Source organism: Pseudoflavonifractor capillosus, from assembly GCF_016899775.1.
Taxonomy (GTDB): Bacteria; Bacillota; Clostridia; order Oscillospirales; family Oscillospiraceae; genus Lawsonibacter.
The window spans coordinates 1-13,177 of record NZ_JACJJE010000069.1; the positions used below are offsets into that span (position 1 = coordinate 1).

General features: G+C 51.8%; 14 protein-coding genes. 1 reads left to right on the forward strand and 13 read right to left on the reverse strand.

Going from position 1 to position 13,177, the window contains the following annotated elements; genetic code table 11:
* Positions 1–211 precede the first annotated feature (211 nt).
* Together H6B31_RS14765 and H6B31_RS14770 are read right to left on the reverse strand one after the other, a co-directional pair.
* Positions 212–493 (reverse strand): hypothetical protein, encoded by a 282-nt coding sequence (locus tag H6B31_RS14765; RefSeq protein WP_204899198.1) that lies wholly within the window; start codon positions 491–493, stop codon positions 212–214.
* Positions 494–545: 52 nt separating this feature from the next.
* Positions 546–875, reverse strand: coding sequence for a plasmid mobilization protein (locus tag H6B31_RS14770; protein WP_204899199.1), 330 nt, complete (start codon positions 873–875; stop codon positions 546–548).
* 225 nt (positions 876–1,100) lie between these two features.
* Here H6B31_RS14770 and H6B31_RS17600 point away from each other — a divergent pair, with 225 nt between their 5' ends.
* Positions 1,101–1,223 (forward strand): hypothetical protein, encoded by a 123-nt coding sequence (locus H6B31_RS17600; protein ID WP_275960731.1) that lies wholly within the window; start codon positions 1,101–1,103, stop codon positions 1,221–1,223.
* A gap of 196 nt (positions 1,224–1,419) precedes the next feature.
* Here the strand turns inward: H6B31_RS17600 and H6B31_RS17345 are convergent, their stop codons facing one another.
* The 11 genes from H6B31_RS17345 to H6B31_RS14825 form a co-directional block, all read right to left on the reverse strand.
* On the reverse strand, positions 1,420–1,761 hold the full coding sequence (locus tag H6B31_RS17345) for a DUF6809 family protein (RefSeq protein WP_243419081.1): 342 nt from the start codon (positions 1,759–1,761) through the stop codon (positions 1,420–1,422).
* Between the two features lie 64 nt (positions 1,762–1,825).
* Positions 1,826–2,071, reverse strand: coding sequence for a hypothetical protein (locus tag H6B31_RS14780; protein WP_204899200.1), 246 nt, complete (start codon positions 2,069–2,071; stop codon positions 1,826–1,828).
* Positions 2,072–2,467: 396 nt separating this feature from the next.
* Positions 2,468–3,202 carry an IS21-like element helper ATPase IstB gene (istB, locus tag H6B31_RS14785; protein ID WP_016146601.1) on the reverse strand — a complete coding sequence of 245 codons (735 nt, stop codon included), beginning with the start codon at positions 3,200–3,202 and terminating at the stop codon, positions 2,468–2,470.
* Entirely contained in the window at positions 3,195–4,688 is a 1,494-nt protein-coding gene (gene istA, locus H6B31_RS14790) for an IS21 family transposase (RefSeq protein ID WP_204899201.1), read from the reverse strand. The genes istB and istA overlap by 8 nt, the downstream gene beginning before the upstream one ends.
* A gap of 131 nt (positions 4,689–4,819) precedes the next feature.
* Complete coding sequence (locus H6B31_RS14795; RefSeq protein ID WP_204899202.1) at positions 4,820–5,485, reverse strand: PHP domain-containing protein; 666 nt, start codon at positions 5,483–5,485, stop codon at positions 4,820–4,822.
* Positions 5,486–5,498: 13 nt separating this feature from the next.
* The gene (locus H6B31_RS14800; protein ID WP_204899203.1) at positions 5,499–6,641 is read right to left on the reverse strand and encodes an adenylyl-sulfate kinase; all 1,143 of its coding nucleotides are present in this window, start codon (positions 6,639–6,641) and stop codon (positions 5,499–5,501) included.
* Positions 6,642–6,654: 13 nt separating this feature from the next.
* Positions 6,655–8,649 carry a hypothetical protein gene (locus H6B31_RS14805; RefSeq protein ID WP_204899204.1) on the reverse strand — a complete coding sequence of 665 codons (1,995 nt, stop codon included), beginning with the start codon at positions 8,647–8,649 and terminating at the stop codon, positions 6,655–6,657.
* Between the two features lie 100 nt (positions 8,650–8,749).
* On the reverse strand, positions 8,750–9,958 hold the full coding sequence (locus tag H6B31_RS14810; RefSeq protein ID WP_204899205.1) for a flagellin N-terminal helical domain-containing protein: 1,209 nt from the start codon (positions 9,956–9,958) through the stop codon (positions 8,750–8,752).
* A gap of 182 nt (positions 9,959–10,140) precedes the next feature.
* Positions 10,141–10,494 (reverse strand): carbon storage regulator, encoded by a 354-nt coding sequence (locus H6B31_RS14815; protein WP_204899206.1) that lies wholly within the window; start codon positions 10,492–10,494, stop codon positions 10,141–10,143.
* A 304-nt stretch (positions 10,495–10,798) separates the two neighbouring features.
* Positions 10,799–12,037 (reverse strand): RNA-guided endonuclease InsQ/TnpB family protein, encoded by a 1,239-nt coding sequence (locus tag H6B31_RS14820; RefSeq protein WP_243419082.1) that lies wholly within the window; start codon positions 12,035–12,037, stop codon positions 10,799–10,801.
* Between the two features lie 312 nt (positions 12,038–12,349).
* Positions 12,350–12,961, reverse strand: a complete 612-nt coding sequence (locus tag H6B31_RS14825; RefSeq protein WP_204899207.1) for a recombinase family protein — start codon at positions 12,959–12,961, stop codon at positions 12,350–12,352.
* Between the last annotated feature and the right edge of the window lie 216 nt (positions 12,962–13,177).

Sequence of the window (13,177 nt, forward strand, 5' to 3'; positions counted from 1 at the left end):
ATGGCAATTTCCATTCTTCTGCCCTCCTTAGACGCAAGAAAACCCGCCGCAGAATTTTTCAATTCTGCGACGGGCCCATTTTCTGCTCCTGTGACATAAAAGTGACGCTCCTGACGATTCGGCTGAAAGCGCCCAGTTTCTCTCTGGGGCCATACCTATTCCCCCTCTGGGCCTGCGAGGCCACACGGGGCCTCCTGTGGCCTTACAGAGGCTATTGCTGGGTGGAGAGAAGGAAGCACTCCTCACAGAGCTTGTCCGCCAGAAACTCCAGCTGCGCGATCTGCTCCGGGGCGAGTTCTCTGGCCCTTGGGCAGTGGGCGATCTGCCGGATGTTGGAGTAGATATGGTTTACGGCGGGATGCGGGTCTATCTTCTGCCTGGGCATTCGGGCGTGGATCGTGGTTTCCTTGATCAGCTTGCGGAAATAAGTTGTGACCGGCAGTCTGGTGATGGCCAGATAGCGGCACAGCCGCTGGTACTGCTCATCCGTCATGCGGACGGACAAGGAACAGCTGTTGTCCCGTATAGGTGGGCGTGGCTTGTGTTTATACCGCATAGGGATACCCCAGCTTTCGCACCTGCCGGAATTGCTCCACCACCTGGGCCAGGCGGCGGACGGAAAAGCCCAGCTGCTGGGCGGTGCCGCAGCCGCTGTTGAATGCCCTGGCCACGGCGTTGATGTCCCGGCCAGCCTCATCCGCAAAGGCGATGGCCGCTCTCGTCTCTTTCTCCCGGTAAAGTATAGGGCGGTTTCGCTCCAGCTCTCTCATCAGCCAGGCGTTGGCGGACAGTCCGGCAGCCCTGCTTTTCTCTTTCAGCTGGTCGTATTCCTCCTGGCTCATGCGGATACAGGTGCGGTGTGTTTGTGTGTTCATGCTGCTCCTCCTCTCGGGAGACGGCTCTAGGGCCATCCCCGGTTCTCGCACCCATCCTAACAGATAATGCGGACAGTCTGTGTCCGCATTAAAAAAGAAAAATGGGGGTCTCATGATGCACCCTGCCCTGGATTTCTTGACCTCCAGGGTGCTAACATGGACACCCTTGTACGGATTGTAATGTACCCAATCATGTAGACAGTTTATTGAAAAAACGACATCCTGATGCAGGTGAAAATCGGGTCCGGCAAGGTTGCCGGACCCGATTTTCAGCGCAATGAACTGCTGCCGGAATTGCCAAATGTTCAAATGAGATCGGGTTTGATGATTTCACCAAACCCGATCTAAGCTCAGACGACCTTCCGGCAACCTTGCCGGAAAGTTCCGCCCGAAGGCGGCATTGGGGACAGGGGTTTCCCCTGCAAGCGCGTTTTGACATCAAAACGCTATGCTTGCGTAAAACGCCCGCCCTGAAGGGCGGGCGTTTCACCGCCGCCCCTGGCGGCGGATCGTGCCTGCGAAGACCAGCCAGAAATGAAGCGTTTTATGGACAAGGGTAATTTTGCTTATTATGATCAGCATCGTTCGGAGTGGCTGCGATCCATAAGTCGCAGCATTCCAGCAGCTTGATGACATCCTGCAAAAAATGGTATCGCACAGGTGAGGTGTGCTGGATGCCTACTGCTTCCTGTTTATAGTAATTGTAATTCAATTCGTTCGCCATTTCCAAAGCCAGGTGAAATCCACAGAGAAAACTGTCCGTAGCGTGTTCCTCAGCCATTAGATTCTGGGTATCCATGATCCGCAATACCAGTTTCCTCTCTGGTTTTTCCAATTGCTCGATGATCTGATGGTGGCAACTTTCAATTTCCTGCTCAGGATCCATCATGGGCAGTGGCGTATAAAATCTGTCATAGAGCAGTTTTAGTGCATCGTGCATATTATCCTAATTATCCCGGTACAGCGTTGGCCGACAACCCGGCAGAGCTGCTTTTCTTTTTTAGCAGGGCGTATTTCTCTCCGCTCATGAGATGGTAAAGTATATGCAAAGCAATGAATGCAAAACAATTTGTGCGCCAGTAGATCTCAAATTTCCCCTTACCTTTTAGGGACAAAGTCATTTCAAATACAGGATATATTTTTTCTAACATCACCCAGCAGCCACACAAGTTCAAGACAGGTGGGGGATAGTTCATGATTCGGCTTTACCCGCTCCCCATGAAAATCGCTTCCGGCCGTAACTTTTAAGTCATATCTCCTGGCTAGTTCCAGATAGTTTTGCACCATTTTCGGTGTATGCCGGGGATAGTAGCACTCCAGACTGTGTTTGTCAAACGAAAATGTGAGCAAAAGGGCCCCAAAAAAGTGAGCACCTTCAGCACCAGATTTCATGTCGTGAGCAATGTTTTTCCCAAGTACCAAATGCTCACCTTTTGAGTACCCGGAAAGATGAGGGCCTTTTGCAAGAGTGAGTGCCCTGGGGGCCTAATGCTCACATCGGTCCCCCGGAGGCCAAACGCTCGCATCGGTGCCAATAGGGGCCAAGTGCTCACATCGGTGCCCAAAGCCCTTTTGCACTAATTTTGAGTACCCTAAGTGTATGCCCTCTGGCGGTTTAGGGACTGGGTAAGCCGGTAGCTTTCCCCAGAGAAAATCACAATATGGCTGTGGTGGATAAGCCGGTCAACGAGCGCCGCAGTCAGGCGGTTGTCCCCAAAGACAGTGTTCCACTGAGAGAACTCCAGGTTTGAAGTAATAATCAGGCTCTTGCGCTCGTAGCAATCGGAAATCACTTGGAACAGCAGTTCAGCGGCGTCCTTGTGCAGAGGGACGAAACCAATCTCGTCAATCACAACAAGCTCTACCTTTTTCAGCGTACCCAGGTAATTGTTCAAGGTTCCCTTGGTGTTCTTTTCCAGCAGTATGTTTGCCAACTCAGCCGCAGTAAAGAAACGGACACGCCGCCCCTCCTGGCAGGCTTTCAAAGCAATAGCCGTAGCCAGATGGGTCTTTCCCGTCCCAACGCTCCCCATAAAAATCAGGTTCTCTTTTGGGGCAAGGAACTGGAGGTCGGTCATGTATTCCTGTGGCAAGCCGCCAGGAAGTTCAATGGCGGAGTTCCACACAAAATCATCCAGTGTCTTCATCACCCGGAAACCAGCCGTCTTTACCATGCGGTTAATCCGGTTGGTTTCTCGTTCCTGCAATTCCAGTGTCAAGAGATCGGTCACATACTGCTCGGTATTTTCGTAGGGGACGCTCCGCCAGCCTTTCGCCATGCCGCCCAGCTTCACTTGCCGCATGAGCTGTTCAATCTGTTCAGCCATGAGCCTCACCTCCCATCAGGCCATCATAGGCTGAGAGGTTTGGATTGTAGTTCAGCAATGGGGCTCCGGAGAGTTTAAGCGGATCTGGGCGGTACTCCTTCTTGGCAATCATGTAATAACACTGCCGCAGGCTGTCCACATCGGCCCGGCCATTGGCGGCTGCCATTTCCAGAGCATCATCACAGAACTCAGAGTTTCCGTCAGCAACGATTTCGCTGAGAAGTTGCAGGGCGCTCTTCCGCTCTTTTCCCTTGGTGGAAGCAAGATAATCCTGCCACCGTTGCGGCATTTGGTGGAAGAAACGGGTATGCTCAATCGCTCCTGGCTTTTTGCAGAGGGTGGACACATACTGCGTCCAGTCGTAGACATCATCATTGGTTTTGTAGCTTCTGGGAAAGCGTCCAACCGGTCTGTGGTCGTGGTAAAACGCTACATGGTCATAGAAGATTTTGGCCTGTACTTTTTCGCCGGCCAGCATGGGAGATAGCCCGTATTTATTCGTCTCAATCGTTACAAAGCCTGTTTTACTCACGGTAAGCGTCGTGTAGCGGAACACAGAGAAGGGATACTGTGGCAGCTCTAAAAGTGCCGCCTTGTCCTCTTCCCAAAGTTCCCGGATGGGAACCTTGTGCTTGTAGTGGAGCCGGTCAGCGTCCTTTTCGCACCACTCCAAGAGCTGTTCATTAAATTCCTCAAACGAGGTAATGACTGGGACCGGGACAAACGCATTGCGGCGGCTGTAACCAACCTTGTTCTCTACATTGCCTTTTTCGTTGCCGGAAGCCGGATTGCAAAAATCAGCCTGGAAACGGTAGTGGAGCATAAAGCGGGTAAAGCCCTCCGTAAGGACACGCTCACCATCTTTTAGTACCTGAGCAACCGCCGTGGTCATGTTGTCAAACCGCAGCCTGGGAGGGACGCCGCCAATGTGCTCAAAAATCCGCTTCATGCCTTCCAGCAGGCACTCTTGGTTTTGAGACGGGAACGCTTGCGTTACTCCGTTGTTAGAGCCGGGGAATGAGATCGTCAGCGCATAGAACGGAAAGCGTTCTCCGGTAGCGGCCCATTCGCCTTCCGCAAGGCCAAAGTCCACCTGTCCCCAGCCTTTGGGGTGCTCCAGAGGGAGATACCCGGCACTCAGAGTTTTCATGACATATTTTTTCTTGCGGACATACTTTTTCACGGTGGAATAGCAGCCAGTAAACCCATGCTCATCACACAGGCGGTGGTAAATCCGCATTACTGTATGGCGCTGTTTCCTGGGGGCCTTTCGGTCCTCCTCCAGCCATTTATCAATGATGGGGATGAAGTCTTGCAGCACCGGATAGCTCTGTGGCTCAATATCCGGCAGATTGTCCTCGCTCCAGTTTTCCTGGTAGGCGTACTTGCGGACAGTCTCAAAGCTGTGGCCGGTTATGCGGCATATTTCCCGCAAACTTGCCTCTTCATTTTCGTAGAGGTCTTTGATATACTTGATTTGAGCCATTCGTAACACCTTTCTGCTACCCCCTTATGGGTTATCCCACCTAAAGGGTAGCGTTTATTTCGGGTGCTGACAATGGCTCATTTTTATTTGCCATTGGGGTGCTCACTTTTTGAGTACCATTTGCTACATTTTCATTTTACCGAAAACACCAGACCGTCCAAACCATTATTTTTTAATGCCCGAATGGTCTGCTCCAAATGTTCTTCTGAAAAGCCTAACTGGTATGGATGTGCCAGAACGGCTTTTCCACCTCCCTGGTGGATGGCGGCGATACAGGCCTCTGCGCTGGCCTTAAAGCGCTCGATACGTTGATACTCCTCTGTGTCCAGATAGCGGTCAAAGGCCTCACGTGAATCTTTCACATAGCCGTGACGCACCATGATTTGGGCAAAGTGAGGACGGGCGATCACATCGCCGCCAGCCAGCGCTTCCACCTCGGCCAGGTCGATTGATATGCCCTTCTCACTTAAAAAACGGACGATGCGGTATTTCCGCTCATTTCGGCCATCCAGCAGCTTCTGGCAGAGCTGAGCCAGCTCAGGACAGTCTTGCTTAAGCCCCAGTCCCAGAATGTGCATATGGCGGTCTTCCTGGGCGCCCAGCTCTACCCCCCGGAGGACTGTCAGTTCCAGAGACTGTCCAGCCTGTACAGCTTCTTCCACACCGTGAATGGTATCGTGATCGGTAATGGCCAATACCTGAATGCCCGATTTGTGGGCCAGCTCTACCACTTGTGCAGGGGAGTATTGACCATCTGAGGCGGTGGAATGGGTGTGAAGATCGGCCAATAATCTCATGACATTCCCTCCTCTATGGTTTGACAGCTACAATACGGATGACTGGAGGATCATCGTTTCCGTAGGGGGCAAATCCGGTTTGCTCCTTGGCGTACTCCACCCGGAATCCACAATGCTCAAACGCATGGACCAGTTCATCCCGGACAATAAAGCGGCGGTAATGGTTATCATAGAAAAAGGCATTGCGTTCAACTGCCTTTCCTTTTCCGTATAGAGGATCGTTGACGCTGCGAACCTCTACAAAGAATTTCCCGCCCGGTTTCAACGCCCGGAACATGGCCTGCAGCAGCATGGTCTCCTGCTTTTGATTGATGGCATGGATCGTAAAACGGCTGTAGGCGTAATCATAGCTGTCCGGTTTGTGGGCGTCGCTGGCAATAAAATCGCCGCACAGGAAGTGAGCATGATCCACCGGATTTTGGTTGAGCTGCTCGATGGCGGCGCGGGACAAGTCAATGGCCAGCACATCCAGACCTTGTCCGGCAAAAAACAGCGCGTCCCGTCCGTTTCCACAGCCCAGATCCACAAGAGTCTTCCCCGGCTCTACGAGGGTGGAGACATACTGAGCGAAAGGAGAGGGCTGGGTGGAGCAAATCTGATTGTGATAGTATTGATTCCAGTAGGCAGTATTGTCAATGGGGTTTTCCACAATGTTGGGATAGAACTTGCGCTCTACCTCTTCCACCAGTTCAAGAGGCGTGCGGTCGCCGTCATTTTGCAGGATCAAGTCGGGGGACTTGGGCTCGTCAAAGGGAAGATCCACGCCCACCACATTGTGTCCCGCAGTGTACAGGCCCTTTTGATTGCGCTGGATGAGGGTCTCTTTTTTGACCCGGATATAGATTTCCTTGTAATTGGGAATGTGTTCCCGGTTCCAGTGGCGCACTGTGTCAAACATGGCGATGGAACAGCATATCACATCGATGCCCTGGTCGGAGAGCAGCTTACACACCCGAAAGATTCGTCCCGCCCAGCGCAGACGCTCCTCGTGCGTGTAGCCAACGTCCTCACCGAAGGCCAGACGGATCTCGTCCCCATCCAGATAGACCACATTGGGTTTGGTGGATTTCAGACGGCGGTAAAAGAGACCGCCCACAGTAGTCTTACCTGCGCCGGACAGTCCGGTGAAGAAATAGACAGTTCCTGGATTATCCATCCTTACCCCTCCTTTAATGGTACAGCGGCTGTTCCAACAGCTCCGGGTCCAGCTCCAGCTTTTTCATGAATTGGAGCGGCTGATTGTCCCGGTTGACAAAGAGCAGATTCTTCATCAGCAGCTCTGTGATTTCCAACCGATCTTCATGAATGATGTCTAACCTACGCTGAGCAATCGAGTCTGCGGTCTCGTCCTGGGAATGGGCAACACTATTGGTTATAAACGTAACCGATTTGTTGCCTTTGCTTGTGTAGTCCACCCAACGAAGTATACTTTCCTTGATCAGGCGATCCAGATTTTGAATCCCATTCAGTTTCTCCTTGACCCAATCCATGTCCGCTGTTTCTCCGTGGTAATAGTGGAATTCATAACCGTATTCCTGATAAGCATCCCGCAGGAAATATTCCAGCAGGGCGCGATCATCATCATTGACGTATTCATCATAGGTACGGTAGATAGCGGCGGGATCAAAGCCACGATCGTTTCCTTTTAATGATTCTGGATTCATACCAGTTCGGCCAGAACAATAGGTCATGCTCTCAGTATAAGGAATGTCCAAGAATTCCGCCAGGGCGGTAAAGGTAGCTTTGGGATTCAATTTGCCGTCTTCAAATCGTACCAGCACACTGTCCCGGTACAGCCGGTCACTCCGGTCCACCATAAAGCTGCGGTTCAGCAGTCGGTCTAGAAACGCATCTCCTACGACAGTGTCCTTACCGTCCTCCTCTTGGGTGCTGTTCACCATAAAGCGGACAGTTGCTCCATAGCTGGTGGTGGGGCGGCGCATGGGGGTAAAGGATTTTACATATTTGAACTGCTGGAACAGAGGAGAGTTCCGAATTGCCTCATACTGTTCGGAAACTAGGATAGCACGGTCTCCGGTCTGGTTGAGCTGGGGACGGTAGACCATGTTGGGAAAGTGAGGCTGGAAAAGTAATGCGGGTGCAATGCGGCAGTTGCCGCACGCGCTGTGACTGGCGCCATTACTGGCCAAAAATATAGCTACCACCAGGTCTTTATCCGTGGGATTTTGAATTTGCAGCAGCTCTTTCAGTGAGGCGGGATAGGGACCATCTCCTTTTTTCGCTTTTGCCAGCGCCTTGCGCTGCTCTTTGATGATCTCTTCTACATTTTCAAACATAACGGACTCAAGAGCGATCAGATTGGGGTGGTCATAAAAAATCTCATTGAAAAAGTCGCCGCCATTATGGGTGGATAGCTGGATGTGCCAAATGATACGCTGAATTTCCCGAATACCCACAGGCCTTACAGGAAATTGGCTGTAATCGATCCCAAAGCGGGCCTGGAAGTCAATGGGATATTGGGAGATTTCCTCTTCGATTAGAAAGACCAGCTTTTTCTCTTTCAGAAGCTGGGTAAAATCCAGACACTGGAGATAGGTGCAGAATTGAGTCCAGTCGGTGTAATGGAGGTAAATATGGTTTTCCCGCCCTACCCACTCACTTTTGCGCACATTGTCGTTTAAATATTCCAGTTGATACTGGGAGTAAACATCCTGAGCCAGGATGGGATTTTCTAAATCTCCAAAAAAGTAGCGGTCGATGACCGGATCGTCAAAATTTGTATAGTCACCAAAACGGTTCTCAGCTTTGAAAAAGGGAATATAACCTTCATCATCAAAGGGGAAAAAGAGAATGGGTAACTCTTCAAAGTCAAGAAATTCGTCCCGGAAAAAGTAAGGGTACCGTGCCAGAGCGCGGCAGTTGCGCCCATATTGCTTCTGCTGCCGCTGTACATTGGGCAGATAAAAGGCCTGAAGCATCAAATCCATCAGCTCGGCCTGGAAAAAACCGCGATTATAGAGAGAAATAAAAATGGTGAAAGGGAGTTTATAGTCCCATTTGGAAAAAAACAGGTAACTGGCGGCCTCCAGCTCTTCTTTGGGGTCCAGTTCCTCTTTGTTTTGCAGAGCCAGAAAATAACCCTTCTGGGCATCGTCCTTTTGGCCTGCCTCCGCCAGCTGTCTGGCAAGATCTATGCTTCGCATAGCAATGTCCTCCCTTGGTACAAAAAGGGGGCTGGGCGTTGATCCCAGCCCCCTTTCCTGGTATTGGGTGCGTAATCTGAATAGAAACCAGTATTTAAGATTACTGCAGCAGCTGCAGCACGCCCTGAGGCACGGTGTTGGCCTGAGCCAGCATGGCCTGAGCGGACTGGATGAGGATGTTGTTCTTGGTGTAGGCCATCATCTCGTCGGCGATGTCGGTGTCGCGGATGGTGGACTCGGCGTCCTGGATGTTCTCCTGCATGACGCTCAGGTTGTTGATGGTGTGATCCAGACGGTTCTGGGTGGCGCCCAGGGTGCCGCGGACGTCAGACACATAGTTGATGGCGCTCTTGATGATATCCAGAGCGTCGGCAGCATCGGTCTGATCGGCGATGCTGAGGTCACTGATTCCGATGGCGCTGGCCTTGCAGCTCTTGATGCCCACGGACAGCTGGTTAAAGTCATCACTGGTGTCGCCAATCTGGAGGACCAGCTCGCTGCCAGTGCCCGGCGCAGCGGTTCCGGTGGTGTTTTTAATGGCGGCTGCGGTACCCGTTGCCTTGTCGACCGTGCCGGTCACAGTGGCGCTCTTCACGGCATTGAGCACCTCGTCGCTGACGCTGGTAGCGGTGCCAGTCGCATTCTTCAAGATCTCCTGGATCTCGGCGGCGGAGTAGTCCTTGCCGCCATCGATCGTAATGGTGACCGCTCCGGCGGCGGTGACTGTGGCCTTGTTCGTCTGGGAAGCGGTGGCATTGTGGGCAAAGGTGAAGGACAGGGTACCGTCAGAACCATTAGCCAGCTGGAACTTGTCCACACTGATTGCCAGGTTGATTGCGGCGCTGCCATTCGTCGCAGTGTCCTTGAAGGTGGTGACGGTACTCTCGTTCATGGAGCCATCCAGCAGCTTGATGCCGTTGAAGTTGGCAGAATCGGCGATACGGTCGATCTCCTTTCTCAGCTGGTTGACTTCCTTCTGCAGCTGGGTACGGTCGGTGCCGTCATAGGTGCCGTTGGCGGACTGCTCAGCCAGGGAGTACATACGGTTGAGCATATCGTGGACCTCGGTCAGAGCACCCTCAGCGGTCTGCACCAGGGAGATGCCGTCCTTGGCGTTGTCCTGAGCCTTGTCCAGGCCGGTGATCTGGGCGCGCATCTTCTCGGAAATGGCCAGACCGGCGGCGTCGTCGCCAGCGCGGTTGATCTTGTAGCCGGAAGAGAGCTTCTCCAGGTTCTTGGACAGGGCGGAGGTGTTGTTGTTGTAGTTGCGGTAGGCATTCATCGCCATTATGTTATGTTGGATTCTCATTTCATTTAGCTTCCTTTCTAAATAAATTGAACTGTGCTGGGGGTTGTACCCTTGCGCACATCCCTGTGCGGGTACGGGGTGTACTTCCAGGCTCAAAACATCCGGCCGGACTGCTTAAAACCCTTTGGTACAGGAATCTATATTTCAACCGGCTAGCTGCACCGGATGAAACCAAAATTAAGTTACTCTGCGTTTGCCTCTTTCACGGGCGGGAACATGTGGTTGAGTTGCCTTCGGAGCGCTTTGACATTCTCGTCTTGTTCATCCATACGCTCCAACAGCTTCCGCATGGCGCAAAGTGCCTGCTCCTTGCTCCGGTTCCAGGGGATCTCCACTTTTCTCCAGCGGCTTTTTTCAAACACACAGTCAGGCCGCCTTTCACCGCTCCGCTCCCACACCTCTCCCCGCAAAACGGGGATCTCTCTTGGGGCCTGAATGACCAAGTCACATCGGCCCGCTGTCATGTGGTCGAATTGAAGGATGACATTGTCACCGATGGTGACGTAATCACCCGGCGAAATGGTTAGACAGAGCATCGTGTGGTCTCCTTCCCAGCGCTGGCAACGGATTCCTTTCCGCGCCGGAACCTGATGGTTCTCGAATTTTCATCGTCATAATATTATGGACGCCCTGGGAAAAGGGCTTTGGGCACGCTTCCCAAACGATGGAAGGATACCCTCTCGTTTCCCGCTTTCCGGTTTTCAGCACGCGGATCGAAACGGAATGGATGCATTTCGCTTCGATCAACGCACTAAATCCGGATTACGGGCGCTTACCGGCGTCCCGACCGGCGCCAGCTTTCTAAAAAAGCCGGGCAAATAGTTTTCTGAACACTATGGTTTACTTTTGGGGCGGACTCTTTTTGCAAGGCTTACAGGTTTCCCCATGGGAAGAAATCTGCCGCAGGCCCGCCTGTTTAATATTTTGTGCCGCGTTGACCTCCCGGTTGAGTAACGCCCCGCACTGCGGGCAGTTCCAGGTCTGGCGGTTATAATCGGCCGCTTGGGGCAGCTCATACCCACAGTGCCGGCAAATGCGGGAGGAAGGATAGTACCGGTCCACCAGGATATACTGCTTTCCCTGCCGGGCCAGCTTATATTTCAAGCACTCCCGAAACATCCCAAAGCCTGCCTCATACAGGTTGGCCCGATTCATGGTCCGGCTCATCTCATCCAGCGCATCGTCCCGCATACACACGGCGTCCCAGTCATTGGCTATCTGGCTGGACTGCTTGTGGATAAAATCACGGCGCTGATTGGCAATGTGCTCGTGGAGGGCACGGTATTTTTGAACCATCTCCTGATAGTTTTTGGACCCTGGCTGCATCCGGCTCAGCTTCCGCTGACAGTTTGCCAGCTTTTCCTGAGACTCCCTGAGCCAATGGGGCGGGTCCGCTGTAGTGCCATCATCGGTTACAAAGAAGTGGGGAACCGAGTATTTGATGCCCACTGTCCGTTCCTCAGTTGGCTGTATTGCCTTCGGCGTGCACACCCTGTAAGCGTACACTAGGTAGCAGTAGAACGTTCCGGCTTTTGTCTTTTGCACGGTAATCCGCTTCAGGGCCCAGTCAGCTCTGGGTTTGCGGGAAAATTTTGCTTTTACAATCCCTGCCTTGGTCATGCGGATGCCGTCTTTGGTGGTGTAGATGGTAGGCCCAGAGGGAAAATTGTGGTTGCAGGCAGAGAAAGATTTTTTGTCATCCTTTTTTCTCTTAAACCTGGGATAACCAAAGGACTCCGGATTCTTGAAAAACACCCGAAACGCCTGACACAGCTTGTTGTGCTCCTGGATCAGCGCCTGGTTGTCAACTTCCCGAAGAAACGGCGCTAGGTTTTTATATTTGGCTGGGGTAGGGATAAAGTGGGCACCTGTCTCCAGATAGAATCTCTGCTGGTCGGTGAGCATCTGGTTCCAGAGGTAGCGGCAACAGTCAAAGGTCTTTTCAAAGAGCTCCGCCTGCTGCTCAGTGGGATAGAGCCTTGCCTTAATGGTGATGTATTGGAGACACTTTCCGCTTTCTTTGAAGGCTTTTTCTTTCCCTGCCATCGGTTCACCTCGATTGCTCTTTTTGTGTTTCAAAGGCCAGAAAATCTTTTCCGCTCAAAATGCTTTCCCATGCAAAATGGTGAACCCACAGTTTTAATCTTTGATCCACTTGAACTCCAGTTACATGCAAGAAAGTTTCCAGCATTTGGAGTTATGTTATGGGATTCTACAAGCGTTTTTTTCGTTTTAAACCGATGATGTGGTCGAAAATGTATACCTATCCGACCGACACATTTATCCACACACTTTATTGCCTTCAATGCATATATCGTCACCCGTTTCCCGAAAGTTAATAGCAAAATGAAAAAGTTTTGTCAGTCGCATTGGTATACCTATCCGACCGACTTATTTTATACAGGAAGCGGAATTTCTCTCCCGGCAAACAGCATCATAAAAGGTGGTTTTAGCCATTGCGCATGACTCTGCGGCCGCTTTGAGGGAGGTTGTTCCAGAACAATATGCACTGCATATCTCCGCAAAATTACCGGGCAGTTCCTTGCGGGGGCGGCCAAATTTCACACCACGCAGTTTTGCTGCCCGAATCCCCTCCGCCTGCCGCTGGCGGATATGCTCCCGCTCGACCTGCGCTCCGAAAGAAAGTACTTGTAGGATGACATCAGAAATAAGAGTCTCAATGAGGTCTCTAGCCCGCCGGGTGTCCAGGGCCGGGGTGTCCAGGACGCACACATCCGCTCCAATCTCCTTGGTTAGGATGCGCCACTGCTTTTGGACCTCTTCATAATTTCTCCCCAACCGGTCGATACTCAAAATGTAGAGCAGATCACCCCTCTGGATTTTCTTGAGCATTTTTTTGTATTGTGGCCTTTGAAAATCCTTTCCAGACTGTTTGTCCAAATAGATTCGCATATTTGGGACATCCAACTCTTTAAGTGCCAGAAGCTGCCGGTCCTCTTTCTGGTCCGTGCTGGACACCCGAATGTAACCGTAGATGTTCAATGAATGTTCCTCCTTCTGTTTTTGTGTTCTATTGGGTAGCAAGTGTCGCTATTTTATTTTGACATGGCTTACATTGTCTTGCCTGCAATTTTTCAGGCCATAGTGCACGCAGAGTAGTTACAATTGTTTTAAAAAGAAAGGGCCCGTCGCAGAATTGAAAAATTCTGCGGCGGGTTTTCTTGCGTCTAAGGAGGGCAGAAGAATGGAAATTGCCAT

Coding starts and splice junctions, on each gene's coding strand:
- H6B31_RS14765 (WP_204899198.1), bottom strand. CDS start 493: ATGACGGATGAGCAGTACCAGCGGCTGTGCCGCTATCTGGCCATCACC.
- H6B31_RS14770 (WP_204899199.1), bottom strand. CDS start 875: ATGAACACACAAACACACCGCACCTGTATCCGCATGAGCCAGGAGGAA.
- H6B31_RS17600 (WP_275960731.1), top strand. CDS start 1,101: ATGCAGGTGAAAATCGGGTCCGGCAAGGTTGCCGGACCCGATTTTCAG.
- H6B31_RS17345 (WP_243419081.1), bottom strand. CDS start 1,761: ATGGATCCTGAGCAGGAAATTGAAAGTTGCCACCATCAGATCATCGAG.
- H6B31_RS14780 (WP_204899200.1), bottom strand. CDS start 2,071: ATGAACTATCCCCCACCTGTCTTGAACTTGTGTGGCTGCTGGGTGATG.
- istB (WP_016146601.1), bottom strand. CDS start 3,202: ATGGCTGAACAGATTGAACAGCTCATGCGGCAAGTGAAGCTGGGCGGC.
- istA (WP_204899201.1), bottom strand. CDS start 4,688: ATGGCTCAAATCAAGTATATCAAAGACCTCTACGAAAATGAAGAGGCA.
- H6B31_RS14795 (WP_204899202.1), bottom strand. CDS start 5,485: ATGAGATTATTGGCCGATCTTCACACCCATTCCACCGCCTCAGATGGT.
- H6B31_RS14800 (WP_204899203.1), bottom strand. CDS start 6,641: ATGGATAATCCAGGAACTGTCTATTTCTTCACCGGACTGTCCGGCGCA.
- H6B31_RS14805 (WP_204899204.1), bottom strand. CDS start 8,649: ATGCGAAGCATAGATCTTGCCAGACAGCTGGCGGAGGCAGGCCAAAAG.
- H6B31_RS14810 (WP_204899205.1), bottom strand. CDS start 9,958: ATGAGAATCCAACATAACATAATGGCGATGAATGCCTACCGCAACTAC.
- H6B31_RS14815 (WP_204899206.1), bottom strand. CDS start 10,494: ATGCTCTGTCTAACCATTTCGCCGGGTGATTACGTCACCATCGGTGAC.